19 protein-coding genes and 2 pseudogenes are annotated in these 21,853 nt (G+C 66.5%); 12 read left to right on the forward strand and 9 right to left on the reverse strand.

All coding sequences use genetic code 11. The annotated features are described in order from the left end of the window. Positions 1-19: 19 nt before the first annotated feature. Genes H7F38_RS01315 through H7F38_RS01325 form a run of 3 tightly spaced genes read right to left on the reverse strand, consistent with a single transcriptional unit; the run spans position 20 to position 2,426 of the window. Positions 20-1,153 (reverse strand): cell wall metabolism sensor histidine kinase WalK, encoded by a 1,134-nt coding sequence (locus tag H7F38_RS01315; protein WP_187092526.1) that lies wholly within the window; start codon positions 1,151-1,153, stop codon positions 20-22. Beyond that, on the reverse strand, positions 1,150-1,839 hold the full coding sequence (locus H7F38_RS01320; RefSeq protein ID WP_187092527.1) for a response regulator: 690 nt from the start codon (positions 1,837-1,839) through the stop codon (positions 1,150-1,152). The genes H7F38_RS01315 and H7F38_RS01320 overlap by 4 nt, the downstream gene beginning before the upstream one ends. Before the next feature lie 38 nt (positions 1,840-1,877). Next, the gene (locus H7F38_RS01325) at positions 1,878-2,426 is read right to left on the reverse strand and encodes a hypothetical protein (RefSeq protein WP_187092528.1); all 549 of its coding nucleotides are present in this window, start codon (positions 2,424-2,426) and stop codon (positions 1,878-1,880) included. 249 nt (positions 2,427-2,675) lie between these two features. Between H7F38_RS01325 and fdhA the strand changes: the two genes are divergently transcribed. Next, a complete protein-coding gene (gene fdhA, locus H7F38_RS01330; RefSeq protein ID WP_187092529.1) occupies positions 2,676-3,890 on the forward strand; it encodes a formaldehyde dehydrogenase, glutathione-independent in 1,215 nt (404 codons plus the stop codon). 5 nt (positions 3,891-3,895) lie between these two features. Here the strand turns inward: fdhA and H7F38_RS01335 are convergent, their stop codons facing one another. Then, a complete protein-coding gene (locus H7F38_RS01335) occupies positions 3,896-4,591 on the reverse strand; it encodes an SDR family NAD(P)-dependent oxidoreductase (RefSeq protein WP_187092530.1) in 696 nt (231 codons plus the stop codon). Positions 4,592-4,773: 182 nt separating this feature from the next. Between H7F38_RS01335 and H7F38_RS01340 the strand changes: the two genes are divergently transcribed. Both H7F38_RS01340 and H7F38_RS01345 read left to right on the forward strand, forming a co-directional pair. Next, complete coding sequence (locus H7F38_RS01340; RefSeq protein ID WP_187092531.1) at positions 4,774-5,325, forward strand: TetR/AcrR family transcriptional regulator; 552 nt, start codon at positions 4,774-4,776, stop codon at positions 5,323-5,325. Between the two features lie 92 nt (positions 5,326-5,417). Further along, on the forward strand, positions 5,418-7,592 hold the full coding sequence (locus H7F38_RS01345; RefSeq protein ID WP_222618368.1) for a lysozyme: 2,175 nt from the start codon (positions 5,418-5,420) through the stop codon (positions 7,590-7,592). Here the strand turns inward: H7F38_RS01345 and H7F38_RS01350 are convergent. Continuing rightward, positions 7,574-9,565 (reverse strand): annotated as a pseudogene (locus tag H7F38_RS01350) (heavy metal translocating P-type ATPase). The gene H7F38_RS01345 and the pseudogene H7F38_RS01350 sit on opposite strands and share 19 nt — an antisense overlap. A 123-nt stretch (positions 9,566-9,688) precedes the next feature. Between H7F38_RS01350 and H7F38_RS01355 the strand changes: the two are divergent. The 4 genes from H7F38_RS01355 to msrA all read left to right on the forward strand — a co-directional run bounded on the left by H7F38_RS01355 (position 9,689) and on the right by msrA (position 11,978). Further along, complete coding sequence (locus H7F38_RS01355; RefSeq protein WP_187092532.1) at positions 9,689-10,090, forward strand: metalloregulator ArsR/SmtB family transcription factor; 402 nt, start codon at positions 9,689-9,691, stop codon at positions 10,088-10,090. 133 nt (positions 10,091-10,223) lie between these two features. Next, positions 10,224-10,460: a hypothetical protein gene (locus H7F38_RS01360; protein WP_187092533.1), complete on the forward strand. Its 237-nt coding sequence runs from the start codon at positions 10,224-10,226 to the stop codon at positions 10,458-10,460. A 46-nt stretch (positions 10,461-10,506) separates the two neighbouring features. Beyond that, positions 10,507-11,425 (forward strand): IS5 family transposase gene (locus tag H7F38_RS01365; protein ID WP_370531281.1). Its coding sequence is split into 2 segments (ribosomal slippage): positions 10,507-10,857 and positions 10,859-11,425, totalling 918 coding nucleotides; the frame shifts between segments, so codons are not numbered across the junction. Positions 11,426-11,483: 58 nt separating this feature from the next. Next, entirely contained in the window at positions 11,484-11,978 is a 495-nt protein-coding gene (msrA, locus tag H7F38_RS01370; protein ID WP_187092534.1) for a peptide-methionine (S)-S-oxide reductase MsrA, read from the forward strand. Between the two features lie 90 nt (positions 11,979-12,068). Here msrA and H7F38_RS01375 read toward each other — a convergent pair whose 3' ends face one another. The 3 genes from H7F38_RS01375 to H7F38_RS01385 are packed head-to-tail and all read right to left on the reverse strand — an operon-like array spanning position 12,069 to position 14,166. Then, positions 12,069-12,581: a DsrE/DsrF/DrsH-like family protein gene (locus H7F38_RS01375; RefSeq protein ID WP_187092535.1), complete on the reverse strand. Its 513-nt coding sequence runs from the start codon at positions 12,579-12,581 to the stop codon at positions 12,069-12,071. A 25-nt stretch (positions 12,582-12,606) separates the two neighbouring features. Further along, complete coding sequence (locus H7F38_RS01380) at positions 12,607-12,921, reverse strand: TusE/DsrC/DsvC family sulfur relay protein (protein ID WP_187092536.1); 315 nt, start codon at positions 12,919-12,921, stop codon at positions 12,607-12,609. 9 nt (positions 12,922-12,930) lie between these two features. After that, complete coding sequence (locus H7F38_RS01385) at positions 12,931-14,166, reverse strand: NAD(P)/FAD-dependent oxidoreductase (protein ID WP_187092537.1); 1,236 nt, start codon at positions 14,164-14,166, stop codon at positions 12,931-12,933. Positions 14,167-14,437: 271 nt separating this feature from the next. On the opposite strand from H7F38_RS01385, the gene H7F38_RS01390 reads away from it, so the two are divergent. Next, the gene (locus tag H7F38_RS01390; RefSeq protein ID WP_187094407.1) at positions 14,438-16,087 is read left to right on the forward strand and encodes an aminotransferase class V-fold PLP-dependent enzyme; all 1,650 of its coding nucleotides are present in this window, start codon (positions 14,438-14,440) and stop codon (positions 16,085-16,087) included. Positions 16,088-16,140: 53 nt separating this feature from the next. On the opposite strand, the pseudogene H7F38_RS26360 reads toward H7F38_RS01390, so the two are convergent. Continuing rightward, positions 16,141-17,155: pseudogene (locus H7F38_RS26360) on the reverse strand (HAD-IC family P-type ATPase). A gap of 383 nt (positions 17,156-17,538) precedes the next feature. Here H7F38_RS26360 and H7F38_RS01400 point away from each other — a divergent pair. The 4 genes from H7F38_RS01400 (at position 17,539) to H7F38_RS01415 (ending at position 21,843) form a co-directional block, all read left to right on the forward strand. Then, positions 17,539-17,802, forward strand: coding sequence for an SHOCT domain-containing protein (locus H7F38_RS01400; protein WP_187092538.1), 264 nt, complete (start codon positions 17,539-17,541; stop codon positions 17,800-17,802). 63 nt (positions 17,803-17,865) lie between these two features. Then, positions 17,866-18,225, forward strand: coding sequence for a BlaI/MecI/CopY family transcriptional regulator (locus H7F38_RS01405; protein ID WP_187092539.1), 360 nt, complete (start codon positions 17,866-17,868; stop codon positions 18,223-18,225). Then, complete coding sequence (locus H7F38_RS01410; RefSeq protein ID WP_187092540.1) at positions 18,222-19,073, forward strand: M56 family metallopeptidase; 852 nt, start codon at positions 18,222-18,224, stop codon at positions 19,071-19,073. The genes H7F38_RS01405 and H7F38_RS01410 overlap by 4 nt, the downstream gene beginning before the upstream one ends. Positions 19,074-19,353: 280 nt before the next feature. Then, entirely contained in the window at positions 19,354-21,843 is a 2,490-nt protein-coding gene (locus H7F38_RS01415; protein ID WP_255498202.1) for an HAD-IC family P-type ATPase, read from the forward strand. Positions 21,844-21,853: the final 10 nt, after the last annotated feature.

Below are 21,853 nucleotides of genomic sequence, written 5' to 3' on the forward strand. Positions count from 1 at the left end.
CGGACTTCCTCGGTATCGGTCAGGGCCGAGCCGGCCGGTCGCGGAAGTCGTTCGGCCGCAACGGCAACACCAGCGAGAAGGTAGCCCCGTGACCCGGTCCCGCCGAAGCTACGGTCACGTCACCGGCGTGCCGGCGGGCGATGGCGCGGGCGATGGTGAGGCCGATTCCTGATCCGGCGGACCGGCGGGAGGATCCCGGGACACGGTAGAACCGTTCGAAGATTCGATCCAGATCGGCCTCCGCCAGGCCGAGACCCGTATCGGTCACCAGCACCTGGCCGCAGCCGGCGACCGTGGCGGCCGAGATGCTGACCGTGCCACCGGCCGGAGTGGCCAGCAGCGCATTGCCGAGCAGATTGGTCAGGATCTGGGTGATGCGGTCGGGATCGACGCAGACCGGTACTCGTTCGTCGGCCTTCACCTCCAGCTTCACCTCCATGTCCTGGAACTGCGGGGCCAGTCGCAAGGCGGTGCGGCGGGTCAGGTCCGCGAGGTCGCCATCGACCGGATGCAGATCCATCAGCTGCTCCTCGGCCCGGGACAGGCTCGAGAGGTCCGAGGCGAGGCGGTGCAGCCGTCGCAGTTCCTCCCCGAGCGAGGCGAACGTCTCCGGCTCCGGGGGGAACACACCGTCGATCAACCCCTCGACGTAGCCGTCCAGGACGGTCAGTGGTGTCCGCATCTCGTGCGCGACCTCACCGAGCAGCCGCACGCGGCGCGATTCGGTGTCGGCCAGAGCCATCGCCAGCGTGTTGACGTCCGTGGCCAGCGCGGCCAGTTCCGGCTCCGAAGGGAGCGGAACCCGCACGCCGTAGCTACCCTCCGCGATCCCTCGGGTCGCCGCACGCACCGCATCGAGCGGGTGGAGCAGTCGGCGGGTGACCATCGCGGCGACCAGACCGGCCACCAGGATGCTGGCCGACGTCCCCACCAGTAGCGCGGTGGTCAGCGCCGCATCGAAGGCCGAGTGCACGCCGCCCGTGGTGGCGCCGACCATCGACATCCCCCCCACACCCACGCCGTTCATCATCGAGAGCTGCTGATCGAACAGGTGCGGAGCGAGCAGCCGGATCGTCAGATAGGCAACCCCTGCGCCGACCACGACCACACCGGCGTACGAGAGGAACAACCGCACCGACAACGGCCACTTCATGCGGGCCGGCCGATGAACTTGTAGCCGACACCGCGCACGGTGGCGATCAGGTGAGGATCGGCGGCGTCGTCCCCCAGACGGGCTCGCAGGCTGCGGACATGGACATCGACCACCCGCTCGTCGCCGTAGAACTCGTAGCCCCAGACCTGCTCGAGGAGCTGCACCCGGGAGAACACCCGCCCCGGCGCGGCGGCCAGGGCGGCGAGCAGATCGAACTCCAGGCTCGAGAGCATCACCGTCGATCCATTCACCCCGATCTCCCGTCCGAGGCGGTCGATGCTCAACCCCTCGAAAACCAGGGGGGCGTCATCACCGGCGCGCACGGCCCGATCCCGCCGCAGGACCGCCCGCACCCGCGCCGCCACCTCGCGCGGGCTGAACGGTTTGGTGATGTAGTCGTCGGCGCCGACCGCGAGCCCGATCAGCTTGTCGACCTCCTCGGCGCGTGCGGTCACCAGGATGACGTACGCGTCGCTGAAGGTGCGCAACTGCCGCAGGACTTCGAGGCCGTCGATTCCCGGCATCATCACATCCAGCAGGACCAGGTCGGCCGGGTCGGCGCGGAGGGCGGCGAGGGCCGCCGCCCCGTCAGCGACCTCCGCCACCTCGTAGCCGTCGGCCTCCAGGTACCCACGCAACACGGTCCGGATCTGTGGTTCGTCATCGACGACGAGCACCCTCGGCATCACGGTCACCCTTCCAGAGCCCTCGATGGAACCCGTCCCTACATTCCCATGCCGCCGCCCATTCCGGTCCCGTCGCCACCCCCGCCCATCCGGGCGCTGTCCATCCCGGCACCGGCCATCCCGCCGCCCATCGCGCCGGTGTCGTCGCCCACACGAGCGGTGGTGATCATGATCGTGATCTCGGACCTCATCAGCGCTAGCCGGGCCGTTCTCTGCGGGGCGGTCAGCCTGGTGTCGGTGTCCAACTCGGCTTTCGCCGCCGCCACCATCGCATTCTCCAGGCCGGTGACCGACCTGCCCTGCGCCGCGGCGACCGCCGCGAGCGAGCTCCCCGACTGCAGCCGGGTCTGCAGATCCGCCGGGCTCAAGCCCAGATACTGTGCCGCGGCGGTGAACGGAGCGGTCATCCCGCCCCCCATGGCCTGATCGCCGAGCTGTCCGTCGCCGAAGCAGGAGCCGCCGGCCACAGTGGCCGTTCGATCCGGAGTGGTGGTTGCTGCGGTCGCGACCCCCCCGGCGGCGACGGCCCCGATCAGCCCGAGCCCCAACAGGCCGATGGTCACGCTCTTGCGATTGATTCTCATCACTCTCAGCTCCCTGAATTTCGACACCCCGCTGATGTCTCTCCTCCAAGGATCAGCAGCCGCGGTGAAGCTGCGACCACCGCAGACGTGAAGCTTCCGTGAAACGCGCCGTCGGACCGGAACGGCCGTATTCGACAATCTGATCGCTCACAGGGGTTTGGTGGACCCGGAACCAGGACAACCTGATGGTGAACCGCTCGGAATTCACTGCGGTTCGTCCCATCCATCGCGGTATACCCCGGAGGTCAGGAAATGGCAGGCAACAGAGCGGTTGCGTACATCGAGGCAGGCAAGGTCGCCGTGCAGTCGATCGACTATCCAAAACTCGAACTGATGGACGGGCCCGGCGTCAACCCGGCGAATGTCGGGCGCAAACTGTACCACGGTGTCATTCTCAAGGTCGTCACCACCAACATCTGCGGCAGCGACCAGCACATGGTCCGTGGGCGCACCACTGCGCCGGCGAACCTGGTGCTCGGACACGAGATCCTGGGCGAAGTGGTCGAGGCCGGGTCCGATGTCGAATTCATCAAGGTGGGCGATCTGTGCTCGGTGCCCTTCAACATCGCCTGCGGACGCTGCCGCAACTGCAAGGAGGGCAAGACCGGCATCTGTCTGAATGTCAATCCGGCCCGCCCGGGCGCGGCCTACGGCTACGTCGACATGGGCGGCTGGGTCGGTGGTCAGGCCGAGTACGTGACCGTTCCGTACGCCGACTGGAATCTGCTGCGTTTCCCCGACCGCGACCAGGCGATGGCGAAGATCCTGGACCTGACGATGCTGTCGGACATCTTCCCGACCGGCTTCCACGGCGCAGTGACCGCCGGCGTCAAGCCCGGTTCCACCGTCTACATCGCCGGCGCGGGCCCGGTCGGCCTGGCCGCGGCCGTCGGCGCGCAGTTGCTGGGAGCCGCCGTCGTGATCGTCGCGGACCTCAACCAGGACCGCCTTGCCCAGGCCCGCAGTTTCGGTTGCGAGACCGTCGACGTGTCCAAAGGTGCGCCCCAGGACCAGATCGAACAGATTCTGGGTGTGCCGGAGGTGGATGCGGCCGTTGACGCGGTAGGCTTCGAGGCTCGCGGTCACGGCGGCGATGCCGGCCGTGAAGCACCGGCGACCGTGCTGAACTCACTGATGGATGTTACCGCTGCCGGCGGGGCCATCGGCATCCCGGGGCTCTACGTCACCGGTGATCCGGGCGGCATCGACGAGGCCGCCAAGGTCGGTGCCCTGTCGTTGAGCCTCGGCACGGGCTGGGCCAAGTCCCTCTCGTTCACGACCGGCCAGTGCCCGGTGATGCGCTACAACCTCGGGCTGATGAAGGCCATCCTGAACGACAGGGTCCAGATCGCCAAGGCGGTCAACGCCACCGTGATCTCACTCGACGAGGCGCCGCAGGGCTACGCCGATTTCGACAAGGGCGCAGCGAAGAAGTACGTCATCGACCCACACGGAATGGTCGCCTGAGGGATTCACCAGGCGACGGTCCGGCCGAGGTAGTCGAGGAACTGGAGCCCGGTTCGCCCGCGCTGGGCATCGACCGTCGTGACCAGACCGGGGATGCTCTCTCCGATGGTCAGCCGGGCTCCCGGTCCGCCCAGCTCGGTCCTGACCCAGCCGGGCGCCATCAGCAGCAGGGTTCGGTCGTCGTGGTGGCGGGCGACGTAGCTGCGCATCAGTTGGTTGAGCGCGGATTTGCTGGCTCGATAGATCTCGAAACCGCCGCTCTGGTTGTTGGCGATGCTGCCCTGGCCGGAGGACATGATCGCGATCGTGCCGTTCGCGGCAACACGGTCGCGGAGCGTTTCGACGACCCGCATCGGGCTCAGGGCGTTGGTGATGAGCAGGCGGCCGAATTCCTCGTTCGTGACGTTCGCGGTGGTCTCCTGCGGACCATTGGTGACCCCCGCGTTGACGAACAGGAGATCGAATGTCCGGGCGGCCAGCCGGTCGCCCAGGGTCCGGATCTGTTCGGGTTCGTTGATGTCGACGTGCTCGATCTCCAGTCGACCGCCGGCGGTGCCCTGCAGGTCGTGCAGCGCGGTGCGGCCCTGGCCACGTACGGTCGCCACCACCGCCGACCCCCGGTCGAGGTACTCCTGCGCGATGGCGTGGCCAAGGCCGCGGGACGCGCCGATCAGAAGGACGTTCTTGTTCTCCGAGATCATCTCTGCTCCATCATCTGCGGTGCGTGCGGGTCGTCCGCACCGGTCCGCTGTGATCGCAGCGCCCGGTCGATTCCTGTTGTGTTCCAGTGCTCCTCGACGGCGACGACTGTCATGGGACCCCTTTCGCTCATGGTCTGTTGAGCGATGGTAGCACTTCGCTCAACGGCTGTAGAGTCAGATCCATGAGTCATCCGACGACACGTGCCGCCCGCCGCGCCGCGACCGCCCAGCGGATTCTCGAGGCCGCTCAGATCGAGTTCGGCGAACACGGCCTCGAGGCCTCGACGGTGCGCGCGATCGCGCAGCGGGCCGAAGTCGACCCATCGCTCGTCATCCAGCACTACGGCTCCAAGAACGATCTGTTCGCCATCGCAACACGTCTCGACCGGGAGAGCACCGACGACGAGGTCGCCGAGCACCTCTTCGACGTACTCGACGTCCGACTCGGCATGCTCCCGCCCGCGACCCGGGCTCTCGTGCGCTCGATGCTCACCGCTCCCGAGGCCACCGCTGCGATGAAGGACTTCCTCGACGAGCGGGTCGTCAACCTGGCCCGGACGACCAGTGGGGACGAGGCGGAGCTACGGGCGGCGCTGACCGTCAGCAGCATCCTGGGGCTGACGATCGCCCGTCACTTCCTCAAACTCGATGCACTCCAATCGGTCTCGCCGGAGCAGATCGCCACCACCCTTCAGCCGTGGATCACCGCCGGCTTGGGCCGTCAGGACGGCTGAGCTGCGGTGCCGATTCTCCGACGACGTGGGATACCGCCAAAGATCACCATCAGTGGTTGATAAACTACGTTCTGTCATGTCACGATGAATGGGTGAGTCGTCGTTCGGCGGCCAAGGGGGGAAAAGGCATGCGCCGAATCATCGCGTTGGTAGGGGTCTGTGCGGTGGTGGCGACGACGAGCAGCGTGGTGATGATGACGGGGGCCGGTCCAGCGCGAGCCGCTGTCCCGTCATCGGCATCCCCGACCGCGGCACCCGTGCCGGCTTCCCCGGACCCGGTCGACCAGCAGGTGCGAAAGGCCTTGACCCGCTTGAAGGTGCAGAGCCGCCGGCCACATGCCGGGATCCCGGAGAACCTGGACCATCCGGAGGCCGACAGGATGGGGTCGACGACGTCCGGCCGGTCCAGGGCCACACCGCCCAGAGGTCACCGTTCGTTCGAGCAGCAGGCGAGCTCGGCTTCCGCGCAGGCCGGCCTGGACGTCTCGAGTTATCAGAGTTCGGTGAACTGGACCGCCGTGACCGGGGCCGGAGCCACCTTCGCCTACGCCAAGGCCACCGAGGGCAACTACTACACGAGTGGGAGCTACGCAGCGCAGTACGACGGTTCGTACGCCGCCGGACTGATCCGGGGCGGGTACCACTTCGCCATTCCCAACAATTCCACCGGGGCCGCGCAGGCCGACTTCTTCGTCGCGAACGGCGGCGGATGGTCGCCAGATCGACGGACCCTGCCAGGAATGCTCGACATCGAATACAACCCCTACGGACCGTCGTGCTACGGGCTGACCCAGGCTCAGATGGTCGGCTGGATCACCTCGTTCAACAACGAATATCACCTCCTGACCACACGATGGCCCGACATCTACACCACCACCGACTGGTGGAACACCTGCACCGGCAACCTGGCGTCATTCGGGCAGGCGAGCTTGTCCATCGCCAATTACTCCGGCTCGCCATTCCCCCTGCCGCCCGGCTGGGCGATCCAGACGTTCTGGCAATGGGCAGACTCCGGCACCTTTCCCGGCGATCAGGAACTGTTCAACGGCAGCCACCAGGCTCTCGTCGACTTTGCCGCAGGGAGTGTCGTCACGCCCATCGCCCCCACCATCCCGGCCACCTTCACCGCCGCGCTCCCGATACGACTGCTGGACACGCGCACCGGAATCGGCGCCCCCGCAGCAGCAGTCGGACCCGGGCAACAGGTCCGGGTGCAGATCGCCGGCACCCAGGGCATCCCCAGGACAGGCGTCTCCGCGGTGACGGTGAACCTGACCGTCACCGGGCCGACCCGATCCGGATACCTCACCGCCTACCCTGACGGCGGCTCCCGCCCGGTGGTGTCCAACCTCAATTTCAGCTCGGGACAGACCGTCGCAGACCTCGCCGTGGTCCCGGTCGGCGCCGACGGAAGCATCACCCTCTACAACGGCTCCACCGGCACCGTCCAGATGCTCGCCGACCTCGCCGGCTACTACGTGGCCGGCCGGATCACGGTGCCAGGCGCCTACGGGGCGCTCGGCCCGGTGCGGGTACTGGACACGCGCACCGGAATCGGCGCCCCCGCAGCAACAGTCGGACCCGGGCAACAGGTCCGGGTGCAGATGGCCGGCACCCACGGCATCCCCAGGACAGGCGTCTCCGCGGTGACGGTGAACCTGACCGTCACCGGATCGAACCGATCCGGCTTCCTCACCGCCTACCCGGCCGGCGGTTCCCGCCCGGTGGTGTCCAACCTCAACTTCAGCTCCGGACAGACCGTCGCCGACCTCGCCGTCGTCCCGGTCGGCGCCGACGGAAGCATCCTGCTCTACAACGGCTCCATCGGCACGGTCCAGATGATCGCCGACCTCGCCGGCTACTACGTGGCCGGCCAGTGCACGGCTGCCGGCACCATGCAGACCGTGCCACCCACCCGGATCCTGGACACCCGCCTCGGACTTGGCGCCCCGACAAAGGCCCTCGTCGCCAATGGTTCTCTCTCGGTCCAGGTCAGCGGAACCGCAAAAATCCCGGGCTCCGGCGTCTCGGCGGTGATCGTCAGCGTCACCGTCGTCACACCGACCCGCAGTGGGTACCTCACCGTGGGCCCATCCGGCAACAGCCAACCGTCGACGTCGAACATCAACTTCCCCGCCGGCCTGACGGTGGCGAACCTGGTGGTCGTGCCGCTCGACCCCCGGGGCCGCCTCCAATTGACCAACAGCAGTGCCGGAACCACCGACCTCGTCGTCGATGTCGCCGGGTACTACCTCACCGGCCGCTGATGAGAACCAGCACGACGCCACGCGGCCTTGCGGAGCAAGCGCAGACCGTTGAGTCCGACGACCACCGTCGAACCCTCGTGTCCGGCCACCCCCAGGGGTAGGGGCAGGGTACCGACCAGATCCCAGATGACCAGTCCGGTGATCACGACGCCGGCGATGATCAGGTTGGCCACCACCACTTCTCGGGCTCGGCGGGCCAGATCGACGACCTTCGGCAAGGTACCGAGTTCGTCCCGGACGATCACCGCGTCCGCAGTCTCCAGCGCGAGGTCCGAGCCGTGGCGTCCCATCGCCACCCCGAGGTGCGCGGCGGCCATCGCGGGTGCGTCGTTGACACCGTCGCCCACCAGCAGGACCCGGGTGCCGCCCTGCTGGATTCGCTGGACCTCGGTCACCTTGTCGGCCGGGAGCAGTTCGGCCCGTACGTCGGAGATCCCCACCTCGGCGCCCAGTCTGATAGCGGCAGCGGCGTTGTCACCCGTCAGCAACACCGGCGCCCTGCCGGTCAACTGCTGCAACTGCCCGACGGTGTCGGTGGCGTCGGAACGGATCCGGTCGGCCAGGGCCAGCACACCGACCGGTTGCCCGTCCACCACCACGACGACGGCGGTGCGGGTCCGCGCCTGTGCGGCGGCCACCACGGACGCCGCCTGCGCGGCGATCCGCCCACCGCCGAGCGACAGTTCGGCCAGCACTGCCGGCGAGCTGACGTGCACGCAGACGCCCTCGACGACGGCGTTGACACCCCGCCCCGGCGCCGACGAGAAGTCATGCGCCGCCGGCACTGTCAGGCCCCGATCGTGGGCAGCACCGACGGTCGCCGCGGCCAGGGGATGTTCGCTGGACCGTTCGGCTCCCGCCGCCAGGCGCAGCAGTTGATCCTCGTCCATCAGAGCCTCCGGCAGGACATGCACCTCGGTCACCCTGGGGGTGCCCTCGGTCAGGGTGCCGGTCTTGTCGAAGGCGACGAGGTCGGTGAGGCCGAGTTGTTCCATCACCACTGCAGATTTGACCAGCACCCCGTGCCGTCCGGCGTTGGCGATCGCCGACAGCAGTGGGGGCATGGTCGCCAGGACGACCGCGCACGGCGAGGCGACGATCATGAAGGTGATGGCCCGCAACAGAGTGGGCTGCAACGCCCCGCCAAGGGCCAGCGGGATGAAGAACAACGCCAGCGTCGCGCCCACCATCAGGATCGAGTACCGCTGCTCGACCTTCTCGATGAACAGCTGCGTCCTGGCCTTGGTCGCCGACGCCTCGTCGACCATGGCGACGATCCGCGCCACCACGGACTCTTCGGCCCGGCGGGCGACACGGACCTGCAGTGCCCCGGTCCCGTTCAGGGTGCCCGATAACACCTCGTCGCCGGCCTGTTTGACCGCCGGGAGTGGCTCTCCGGTGATGGTGGCCTGGTCGACGTCCGAGGCTCCGTCGACGACGTGCCCATCGGCCCCTATCCGTTCGCCGGGCCGTACCAGGATCAGATCTCCGACCTCGAGATGTGCGGTGTCCACCAGTTCCTCGGCTCCGGCGTCCCCCAGGCGGGTGGCCTGCTCCGGAGCCAGGTCCAGCAGGGCCTTCACCGAGTCCTGCGTCCGCTTCGTGGCGAAGGCCTCCAGTGCGCCGGACGTGGAGAAGATGACGATCAGCAGGGCGCCGTCGAGCACCTGCCCGATCGCAGCGGCCACGATCGCAGCGACGATCATCAGCAGGTCGACGTCCAGCGTCTTCTCCCGCAGCGCCTGCAGCCCGGCCAGCGCGGGCTCCCATCCTCACGCGGCGTAGCACGCCAGGTACAGCGCCCAGTACACGGCACTGGGCGCTCCCAGCAGCTGGGATACCCCGCCCACGGCGAACAGTGCGGTGGCCAGGGCCGCCCACCGCACCTCGGGCAGTGTCAGCATGCCGCCCAGCCGGTGGTGACGAGCCGGCGCAGCCGTTCTGGTTGTCGGACTCGACAACGTCGATGACATGGGAAGGCCCTCCGCGAACGAATGCAGCGCCAGATGGCCACCGCTCCCCGAAAGCGTACACAAGAATGAACACGTGTTCATCTGTCAGCATCGTTCGTCGTTCGGACGTACTACGATGACCGCGTGGGACACGGGACGAACGGGCGCGAGACGCCACCGGCGCGGCTGACCATCGCCAGTGCTACCGCGGTCGCGGCCACCCTGCAGGCTCTCACGGCGCCCAGCCGACTGATGATTCTCTCCCAGCTCCGGCAGGCACCGGCCACCGTGGGCGAGCTCACCGAAGCAGTCCGGATGGAGCAGTCGGCGGTCTCGCACCAGTTGCGCGTGCTCCGCACGATGGGCCTGGTCAGCACCCAGCGCCACGGTCGCAGCATCACCTACTCGTTGTACGACAGCCATGTCGCCAGCCTGTTGGACGAGGCGGTCTATCACGCCGAACACGTCCGCTTGGGCGACAGTGATTCCGGTGAAACGATTCTCGCGGACGACGAGCTGGACAGACCGGCCACCCTCAGCCGGTGAGACGGATGCCGACCCGACAGGTCGGCAACGGCCGATCCTGACGGTGGTGTGACGGGACCCGATCGGGAGCAGCGGACGTTCAGGAGCCGGAGGACACTGGCGTCATGAAACGTCACGACATCAGGCGTCGGGCATGAGGTTTCCGAACCGCCGCACGTCGGGGATCTCGGCCTCCCTCTTCGGATTGGCCACTTTCGCCGTGGTCGCCCTCGGTGCGCGCTCGGCGTCGATGTCCCCCGTCACCACGTCCGCTACCGCCGTTCCGGCCCCGGAGGTCGAGGTGGCCCCGGCCAACGGCAGCGTCGCGTCGTCGGCGCCGACCCGGGTCCCCACCTCCGAGACCATCGTGCTGGCCGGTGGGTGCTTCTAGAGCGTGTCTGCTAATCAATCGGCGCCTCGACGTTGATGATCTTCCTATGGCGCGTACAGGAGTGATCTCGGACGAGTTCTGGGCGGTGGTCGAGCCGTTGATGCCGGCCTACGGTGGTCGGCGTGGCCGTCCGTGGAACGATCACCGCGAGATGCTCGAGGCGATCTGCTGGCGCTACCGGACGGGCTCGCCGTGGCGGGATCTGCCGACCGAGCTGGGTCGTTGGCAGACGGTGTGGGCACGGCATTTCCGCTGGTCAACCGACGGTACCTATGACCGGATCTTGGTGGCCGCGAAACGGGCTGGGTTTGTCCAGGACGTTGAGGGTGACGCCGTCATCGAGTTGCTGTCGGTGGATTCCACGGTGGTGCGCGCGCACCAGCACGCGGCCGGGGCTCGCAAGAGCGTCACCTCGGAGGTCGTTTCGACGGTCGAGCAGGACACAGGGGGCACCATCGAATGACAAGAATTTTCCGGTCGAACCCGCTGACCACGCGTTGGGCCGATCCCGGGGCGGTCTGTCGACGAAGATCCATTCCTTGACCGATCAGCGGGCCTGCCCTGTGACGGTGATCCTGACGCCCGGCCAGGCCGGCGACAATCCCCAGTTGGTGCCGTTGTTGGATCTGCACCGCCGGCAGCAGCGGGGCGTTCGGGCCCGCCGGTTCCGGGTACTGGCCGATCGCGCGTATTCGCATCCCTCCACTCGGAAGGAGTTGCGGCGCAGACGTATCGGCAACACCATTCCGCAGCGCAGTGACCAGCAGGCCCATCGTCAGGCGAAGGGTTCACGCGGTGGCCGCCCACCAGGATTTGAAGCCGAGGAGTACAAACGCCGCAACGCCGTCGAACGCGGATACGCCCGTCTGAAACAGTGGCGCGGCATCGCCACCCGCTATGACAAACACGCCCTGACATTCCTTGGCGGTGTCCATCTGGCCGCCAGCGTGCTGCACCTCCGCTGAATTACCAGACACGCTCTAGGGCGTACAAGGCGTCTACCAGCACGTCAAAGGTGTGACGATGGCGGAGTCGGGTTACACCGGAGGGACTCGGGACACCGCAGACTACGAGACGGTCAGCAGCGGTAGGACCGGGCACGCCGAGTCGGTGCGGGTCACTTTCGATCCGACCAGGGTGACGTACGGGCAGATCCTGCAGATCTTCTTCTCCGTCGTCCACGACCCGACCGAGCTGAACCGACAGGGACCGGACACGGGCACCCAGTACCGGTCCGAGATCTTCACGCAGACCAATGATCAACAGCGAATGGCGTCTGCGTACATGGCGCAACTCACCAGGAAGGGCGTCTACGCCCACCCGATCGTGACCAGTATCGAGATGAACACCGACTTCTACGCGGCCGAGAGGTATCAGCAGGACTTCGTCAACCTGAATCCAACGTATTCCTACGTCGCGATCCACGACATCCCGAAGGTGCACGAACTCCAACGGCTGTTCCCGCAGCTGTATCGGGACCATCCCGTGCTGGTGTTCGCCGCCGATCATCAACCGTGAGGCAACTCCGGACCGCGCGTCGCCGACCATGGCCGCACGTCAGCAGAACCACATTCGCTTCGAGCGGGCACCTGGCCGAACTGGCGGCCGCTAGATGAACAGAAGTTGGGCACCTGCGGTTTTTTCGATGAAGTCGGCGGCGCTGATGATGTCCTCGACGTCGTCGTAGAGGTCGGCCTTGGTGAGGTGGTTCATGTCGGCCGACATCCGGCACGCCCACAGATGGCCCCCGGACGCGACGATCAGTTCGAGGAATTCGGGAATCTCCGGTACGCCGACGTCGGCGATCGACTTCTTGAGTTTGGCGGTCGCCATCGACGTCATCCACGGTAGTCCGCCCAGGCCCTGAGGTAGGTGGGTGGCGGGGTTGCCCAGCGGGGTGAACTTCAGATCGTTCATGGTGCGTTTGTTGATCATCTCGAACCCCCAGAAAGTGAAGAACAGGTGCGTTTCGATACCCTCCCCCAACGCTGCGTTCGCCATCACCAATCCTGGATAGGCCATGTCCAGGCTACCCTTCGAGCAGATGATGGCGAGTTTGCGTCCGGGCTCGCCGTTGTCGAACTGCGGGATGACAGCGGGTGCTGATTCGATAGTGGTCATGATGATCTCCTGGGGGAATGAATGGTTAGACGCAGCCCTGGGGCTTGGGCAACCCTGCGATGTAGGCCATCTTCTTGGCGGGCTTGGCCGGGAACAGGGTGAACAGTTCCTTGACCGGGATACCACCGGCGGTCGACACCCGCCGGATCGTGGCTGATTCACCCTGTACGGCGTAGTCCTGACGAAGAAAGTTCAGCACCCGCCAGTGGGCGTCGGTGAGGGCGATACCGATCTGACCGGCCAGGGCACCGGCAAGGTCCGGGCTCCATTCCGCCGGGTCGGTGAGAAAACCTTCCTCGTTGACATGGATCTGGTGACCTTCGAGCGTGGTGACGGGCATGGGGTTCTCCTAGTTCTCGGTCTTCTTGCCGACCATGGACATCTGGGACCGCAGCGGTATCGGTCGCCCCGGCAGCAGGACGTTCCAGTACATCCAACGGAAGGCCAGCTTGCCCAGGTGGTTGGCGTGGGTCTCCTTGAGGAGAGTGAACGGACCCAGGACCGGCAGTGGAAATTTACCGGGCAGGGGCTCCGTTTCGTAGTTGAAGTCGATCAGCAGCCCCTTTCCGTCACCTGACTCGATGAAGCAGTTCGCGTGGCCGTCGAACGAACCGGTCATCGGAAGACCCTGGATGTGTTGGGCGAAGTTGTCCACGAAAACATCCACCGCGAAGTGGGCGACGGATCCCGCTTTGGACGCGGGAATGTTGGAGGCGTCGCCGACAGCGAAAATATTCGAATACCGGGTGGATAGAAGTGTGTGTTTGTCCACCGGGACATAGTTCAGTTCATCACCGAGGCCGGAGCGGGCGACGAACTCGGCCCCCATGTTCAAGGGCACGGTGACCAGCAGGTCGAACGCAATAGCGCGTTCGTCGTAGGAGACCAGCGTCCTGGTCTCCGGGTCGATGCGTTCGACCAGGAAATCCGTCTCGACGGCGATGTTGCGATCCTCCAGCATGGCACCCAGACGGGCCGAGGAGATCGGTTTGGTGAACGCCCCCGACAACGGGGTCACGTAGATCATGTCGACCCGATCGCGTATCCCGCGGTCCCGGAAGTACGCGTCGGCGAGGAAGGTGAACTCCAGCGGTGCCACCGCACACTTGATCGGCATATCGGTGATGTGCACCACGAACCGGCCACCGTCGAAGTGGGCGAGCCGCCGGGCCAACGCCTGCGCGCCGTCGAAGCTGTAGAAGTCGAAAATGGTCCGCCTCCACTGGGCGCCGAGCATGCCCGGAGTCTGCTCCGGCCGGGGAGCGGTCCCTGATGCGATGACCAGGAAGTCATACGGGAGTGTGCGACCGCCGACCAGGTCCACGCAATTGGTCTCGGCGTGGACGCGGTCGACCTCGCCGATGACGAAATCCACCCCATCGGGCACGAACACATGCCGGGAGCGGGTGACCTGATCTGCGGTGTAGGTACCGAACGGCAGGAACAGATATCCCGGCTGATAACGGTGGACGTCGTCCTGGTCCACCACTGCGATCTGCCACTGGTCGGACTTCAGTCGGCGGCGCAGTTTGTTGACGATCATCGTGCCGGCGGTACCACCACCGAGAACTACGATTCGCTTCACGACCCACCTCTTCTACAGCCCGGTCCGGGCCCGGCACCACCAGGCTAGAAGACCCGCGGTCACCCGGTCAGTGCCGAAAGTCCCCACCACGAGGGGCCGATGGTAGGACCCGGCGACGACCGTCAGTGGCACCGCCGACCAATGCGCACACTTCAACTCGACCGGCATCGAAACCATTCGGGCCTAGGCTGAACCGGTGGACTACATCGTGCCCTGTGATACCCCGTTGCTGGCCAGAATCCGAGAATCGATCATCGGCGACGACCAGGTGATGCCCGGACCCTACGGGCCACGGCGCGTCACCTACGCCGACTACACCGCATCCGGGCGCGCGTTGACGTTTCTGGAGGACTTCATCCGTGACGAGGTTGTACCCCGCTACGCCAACACCCACACCGAGTCCAGCGGAACCGGCCTGCAGACCACCAGACTCCGCGAAGACGCCCGCTCCATCATCAGCGAAGCGGTCGGCGGCGACACCGACACCGTGGTCATCTTCGCCGGTTCAGGATGCACCGGAGCCATCGACAAGCTCATCGGTGTGCTGGGCCTTCGGATCCCGGCCGAACTGGACGATCGGTACCACCTTCGGGACGCCATCCCGGTACCGCAGCGGCCAGTGGTTTTCATCGGACCGTTCGAGCACCACTCCAACGAACTTCCCTGGCGCGAATCCATCGCCGACGTCGTCGTCATCCCTCAGGACGCGGACGGCCACATCGACACCGCCCAGCTGCACAGGGACCTACTGCGCTACCAGGACCGACCACTCAAGATCGGATCGTTCTCCGCTGCCAGCAACGTCACCGGCATCATCAGCGACACCCGCGCGATCTCCACGCTCCTGCACGCCCACGGGGCGCTGTCCTTCTGGGACTTCGCCGCCGCCGGACCCTACATCGACATCCAGATGTACGGCCCCGATACGGCAGACCCATTGTGCTACAGGGACGCCGTCTTCCTTAGCCCGCATAAATTCATCGGCGGCCCCAGCACACCGGGAGTGCTCGTGGCCAGACGGGAACTCCTGCGCAACCGGGTCCCGGACGTCCCCGGCGGGGGCACCGTCGCCTACGTCAACCCCACCGAACACCGATACCTGGACGACCCCGCACAACGGGAAGAGGGCGGCACCCCGGCCATCGTCGAATCGATCAGGGCCGGCCTGGTATTCCAACTCAAACAAGCAGTCGGGGTCCAGGTCATCCGCCACCACGAACAAAGCTTCCTGCACCGGGCGATCGCAGCCTGGCGATCCGAACCCAACATCGACATCCTGGGCAACCTGCAGGCCGAACGGCTGTCCATCGTCTCGTTCGTCGTCCGCGCACCCAGCGGCCAATACCTGCACCACAACTTCGTGGTCGCCCTGCTCAACGACCTGTTCGGCATCCAGTCCCGCGGCGGCTGCTCCTGCGCCGGCCCCTACGGACACCGGCTACTGGGTATCGACCTGGACCAATCGCATGAATTCGAACGCGAGATCGCCCACGGCTGTGAAGGTATCAAACCCGGTTGGGTACGGATCAACTTCAACTACTTCATCTCCGAAGCGGTCTTCGGGTACCTCGTCGAGGCCGTGCGGCTCGTCGCCCGCCACGGCACTCAGCTCCTGCCCGACTACCGATTCGACCCCGCCACCGGCCGGTGGCGGCACCACCTGGGACCGATGGAACCACCCCTGCGGCTACGGCAGGTCACCTACGCCGCCGACGGTTCGATGCAATACCCTCACCACCCAGATCGCGCCCCCGAATCAGACCTCGACCACTACCTACAGCAGGCTCTCGTCCTTTTCACCGAACCGTCGGCAGCCGCCGACCTTCTCGACGACCAACACCTGCTCACGCCATCGGCAGATTTCGAACACCTCAGATGGTTCGACCTACCCGCCGTGTGTCTGTCCCCCATCGACCAGTAGCCAGTCGGCGTTCCGAATGGGGGATCGGCGACGCGGGACATCGAGACGGCGGGTCACGGGCTCGACGGGGCCATCGTCCGGTCGACCGTCGGTACGGCCGAACTGCGGGACGGTCGAGGGAGTTTCAGGCGTTTGAGGGTCAGCGCGTTGACCGCGACCAGGAAGCTGGACCCGGCCATGGTGATCGCCGCGATCTCCGGGCGCAGCACCAGACCGAAGGCCGGCTCGAACACGCCGGCGGCGATCGGCAGTGCGATGGTGTTGTAGCCGATCGCCCACCCCAGGTTCTGCTTCATCTTCCGGACCGTGCCTCTTCCGATCCGTAGCGCAATCGTCACATCCAGTGGATCGGAGCGCATCAGCACCACGTCGGCCGTTTCCACCGCCACGTCGGTGCCCGCGCCGATCGCGATACCCAGATCCGCCTGGGCCAGGGCAGGTGCATCGTTGACGCCGTCCCCGACCATGGCCACCTTCCGGCCCGCATCCATCCAACGTCCGGGCCTTCAACGCCCGCACCGCACCGGCGAAGAAAATCCACGCCGAATAGAAGATCACCGGCACACTCAAGATCAACTGGAACACATCATCGCGAAGCCCGAACGGTGCCGGCACCGTGAAATGAAGGACGTCCCGCCCGATCCGCGACCACAACGTGATGACCACACCCAGGATCACAGCCACCAGGAAACGGTTCCTCATGTCGCGGATCATCGAGGCCATCGACATCTCACCATGACCACCGTGGCCCATCACCTCACCGGAGCTCCCCATCCGATCCGCGCCGCCCATCGCCGCCCTGTCGCGCTGATGTCCAGTCGTGGCGTAGGGCGGTGTCGAGCCCGGGCGGGCCGGCACCACGGACGGGCACAGGTGATCCGGGACCGACTCGCCCCGGCAGTGATATCCGCAGTCCCTGATCCAACGGGTCAGGTCCTGCACCGTGGTCCTTCTCGGGTCGTAGGTGACCGTCGCGTTCTGCGCCACCGGATTTGCACTGACCGCGATGACCCCTGATCGGCGGCCGAGAGCGGCTTCCACGGCTTTGGATTCGGAGGCCCATTGCAAACCGTCGAGCTCCAACACCACCGTTCGTGTCCCTGGGTCCGATTCTTGTTCTGACATGCTCACTCCCTGTGAGAGGTTGCCCGGAGGCACCACGTCCCGGGCGGGCAATCAGTGCGTGCCGAGCCGAGCATGCCGAGGGACCCAGCAGGTCCCGGGCTGCCGCTCAAAGGTAGATCTTGACTACTATCCGGCATAGGACCTTTGGTCCCCCGGTCGAGGTCGTTCGACCGTACCGACAGAGGAGAATCCGGCGCAGTGTTCATGGCATACCCCAGGAAAAGGAGGCGTCATGAAGGCTCACCAAGCCATCCCGCCACGACCGTGACCCTTCCAAGATCGACCTCGACCGCCGCTGGGCGGCCACGCCACGAAGGAGAAGCTTCATGATGTTCTGGTACGGCAGCGGCACCAATGGCTGGGGATATGTCCTGATGGCCATCAGCATGGTCGCATTCTGGGGGCTGGTGATCGCCGCAGTCTTCTCTCTCATTCCCTCCTCCAGGCGAATTTCCGGTCGCCCTACCCCCCAGCAAATCCTGGCCGAGCGATTCGCCCATGGCGAGATCAGCGAAGAGGAGTATCGGCGCCACGTCGATACCATTCACGTCGGGCCGCCATCGCTGGACAAATCTCGCCCGTCGACCTGACGTCCGACCCCAGGAAACGCACCCGCTCGGCCGGGGACAGCAAGACCAGTTGAGGAGGGCAGGTTGCAGGGACTCGGGCACCTGGAGTCGGCAGTCATGGATGTGCTCTGGGCTGCCGACGTCGATCTGCCTGTTCGCGGTGTGCTCGAGAGCATGACCGGGCGCAAGTTGGCCTACACCACCGTGATGACCGTCCTGGACAACCTGCACCGCAAGGGTTTCGTCGAACGGATCAAACAGGGCCGCGCATACCGGTACCGGCCGACCCTGAGCCGCGGACAAGCCTGGGCCGCCGCGATGCAGGAGCTGCTGGCCGAGGCAGGTGACTCGGAAGCCGTCCTGCTCCACTTCGCCACTGCGATGTCCGACGGTGAATCCGATGTCTTGCGGTCCGCTCTCGACCGCCGAAAGCGCAAGAAGTGACCGGCGCACTGGCTCTGCTGCTCGGCGCCGCCCTGGTGTGTGCGCAGGGCCATCGAGTGCTGCTACCGCTGACCCGCTGCGTCCGCATCGATCCCCACGTCACGATGGCGGCCTGGTTGGCCGGCGTGCTCGGTGTCGTGGTCACAACGGTCGCGGGTGTCACCCTTCTGGGTTTGCCCGGTCATGGCGATCTGGGCGAGATGTTGGGGCGGCTCGACAGTTGCTGGTCGGCGCTTGCTCACGGCGTCATTCCGCCATGGGAGCAGATCGTCGCGCTGGCAGGAGCACTGACGATTGCTGCGTTCGCGGTGCGATTGGCGGTCGTGGCCGTTGCGCAGACCCGCGTGCGCAGGTCTCAGCGGGAGAGATACCGATTCCTGCTGGCTGTCGTCGCCTCGAAAGGTCTGCGGCAGCAGTTGTCACCTCGGGCCGTGGCCGCGACCCTCGAGCACGAACGTGCCCACCTGCGCGAGCGCCATCAATTGATCCTGGACCTGGTGGACGCGTTGGCCGTGGCATTGCCGATCGCTTCACTGTTCCGGACCGCGCCGATCGCGCTGCGTGTGTCGATGGAACTGGCGGCTGACAACGCCGCTGTGCGGCGATGCGGTACCGCGGCGGTCGCCGAAGCGCTCCGCGCCATGACCACCAGCCCTGATCCCGGTCACGGGCTGGCAATGGCCGGTACGGCCACCGCACGCCGGCTTCGACGCCTGGAATCCGGTCGCGGCCTGCTCCCCGCCCCGGCCCGGTCCCTGTTCTGCCTCGCGATGGCGGTGACCTCGGCCGCTCTGCCGGCATTCCTCGGATTGGCAGCCCTGCTGGGTACCGCCTGTTCGCTGGGATGACGATCGATCGCCCGTCGGACCTGAGCACGGTTGTCCGGGCGGCAGGGGCCGGAATCCACCCGCGAGTCCCGCTCGGCGCTATCCTGACCGGGCTCGTCGACGGCGTCCCCATCGAATTCCCCACCAGTCCTTCCGGAAGCAACCGCAAGACGACGGGACCAACGATGCCGCAGCCAACCGACCCGGTGACGGGCCGACCGAGCGATCGATGCGGGCCGCGGACGGTGCGGATCACTGAAGACCTCCGGGCTGGCCGGCTCCTCGCGCCAACCCCGACGTCGTGACCATTTCCCCTCCGGTCACCACCGGCCCAGCGGGCGGTCCGGCGGGCGGCCCAGCGGGCGGTCCGGCGGGCGGTCCAGCGGGCGGTCCGGCACCCGCCGGTACCGGACTGACCGGCGTGCAGGTGGACGAACGGATCGCGCGCGGCCAGGTCAACCACGTCGAGCGGGCCTCTTCGCGGTCGACGTGGCAGATCGTCCAGGCGAATGTGCTCACGCGGTTCAACGCGATCCTCGGTGCGCTGTTCGTGTTGGTGATGGTCGCCGGTTCGTTCGCCGACGGACTGTTCGGGGTGGTGCTGGTCGTCAACTCCGGAATCGGCATCACCCAGGAAATTCTGGCCAAGCGCAAACTCGATCGACTGGCGCTGCTCAACGCGCCCACCAGCCGGGTGGTACGCGATGGCGTCACAGCGCAGATTCCCACCACCGGGGTCGTGCTGGGTGACCTGGTGGAACTGCGCAGCGGCGACCAGGTACCCGCCGACGGCCATCTTCTCTGGGCCTCCGGGCTGGAGATCGACGAGTCGAACCTGACCGGCGAGTCCGATTCTGCGCTCATGGCCGTTGGTGCGGGGGTGAAGTCAGGGACCAGCGTGGTCGCAGGCACCGGACGATTCACTGCAGAAGCGGTCGGCGCCGATTCCTATGCGAACAAGATCTCCGCGCAGGCTCGGAAGTTCACCAGAACCAGATCGGAGATCCAGGAATCGGTCAACAAGCTCCTCACCTACATCACCTGGCTCCTCGTCATCGCGCTGCCGCTGCAGATCTGGTCGCAGTACCGCGTCCTGGGTGGTCAGGGCTGGCGGGAAGTGGTGATCCGTTCCACCGGCGGCCTGGTGGGGCTGGTCCCGGAGGGTCTGGTGCTGCTGACCTCGGTGGCGTTCCTGCTGGCCGCGGTCCAACTCGGCCGCCAACAGGTACTCGTGCAGGAACTTCCCGCAGTGGAGGGCCTGGCCAGGGTCGACGTGGTCTGTCTTGACAAGACCGGGACGCTGACCGTCGGCGACATCAAGTTCGAGGAATTGCTGCCGCTGACACCGGCCGACCACCGCGACCCGGATTCGCTGCGAGAAGTTCTGGGCGCGTTGGCTGACGACCCCAACGCGAACGGCACCCTGCAAGCGGTCGCCGAGGCGAATCCGGCCCCGACGGACTGGGCCCGTGAGCACCAGATCGTCTTCAGTTCGGCCCGGAAGTACAGCGCCGCAACGTTCACCGGGCGGGGCACCTGGGTCCTTGGCGCACCCGAGATCCTGCTGCGTGAAGGTGACCCCATCCAGGAGCAGGTGGCGTCGCTCGCGAGCACCGGCCGGCGGGTACTGCTGCTGTCCAGCACGGACCACGCCCTGATCGACGAGCAGTTGCCCGAACAGATGGTGCCGGCGGCGCTGATCGTCCTTTCCGAACAGGTCCGCGACGACGCGGCAGAAACGCTGGAGTACTTCACCGCCCAGGGGGTGGCGATCAAGATCATCTCCGGGGACAACCCCACCACGGTTGCGGCGATCGCCCGGCGGGTCGGCCTGCAGTTCGACGCCGCCGGCGTCGTCGACGCCCGCACCCTCGGTCTGGACCCCGAGGACCTCAGCAGCGTGGTGGCCAGGACCACCGTGTTCGGGCGGGTGTCCCCCGAGCAGAAGCGAGCGCTGGTGCAGGCCCTGCAACGCGACGGCCATGTGGTGGCGATGACCGGCGACGGGGTCAACGACATCCTGGCGTTGAAGGACGCAGACATCGGGGTCGCCATGGGGAACGGCGCGCAAGCCACCAGGGCCATCGCGCAATTGGTGCTGTTGGACGGCCGGTTCTCCCACCTGCCTGCCGTCCTGGCCCAGGGCCGGCGGGTGATCGGCAACGTCGAGCGGGTCGCCAACCTGTTCGTGGCCAAGAACATGATGAGCTTCGTCGCCATTCTCAGCGCCGCGGCTTTCGCTTTGCCGTTCCCGTTCCTGCCGCGTCAATTGACGTTGGTATCTGCGGTGACCATCGGTATTCCGGCGTTCTTCCTCGCGCTCGGACCCAACGCCGGCCGCTACCGACCGGGCTTCTTGAAACGGGTACTGCAATTCGCATTGCCCGCGGGAAGCATCGCCGGCATCGTGGTGATCACGTCGTATCTGTGGGCCCGCAACCGGTACGGCATCACCGGCGGTGTCCGATGTTCCATCGGCGGCCGGACATCTGCCCCCGTCGACGTCACCTGCTGGCAGCCCGGCACCGGGGCGACAGTGGCATTGTTGGCTACCTTCTTCTGGATCCTGGTCGTGCTGGCCCGGCCCCTGCGCCCCTGGAAGACCGCCGTCATCGCATCGACGGTCGGCCTCGCCGCGCTGTCCTTCGTGGTGCCGTCCGCCGCCCGGTTCTTCAACTTCAACCTGCCGTTCGGCCTGTTCGTCGAATCGCTCGTCGTGGGCATCGCCGGCGCTGCCGCCGTCGAGGTCCTCTACCGAATCACCGCGCACCGACGAAACGTCGATCGCTGAGCGTCCCGCA

Origin of the sequence: Nakamurella sp. PAMC28650, from assembly GCF_014303395.1 — a bacterium.
In the GTDB taxonomy this organism is placed as follows: Bacteria; Actinomycetota; Actinomycetes; order Mycobacteriales; family Nakamurellaceae; genus Nakamurella.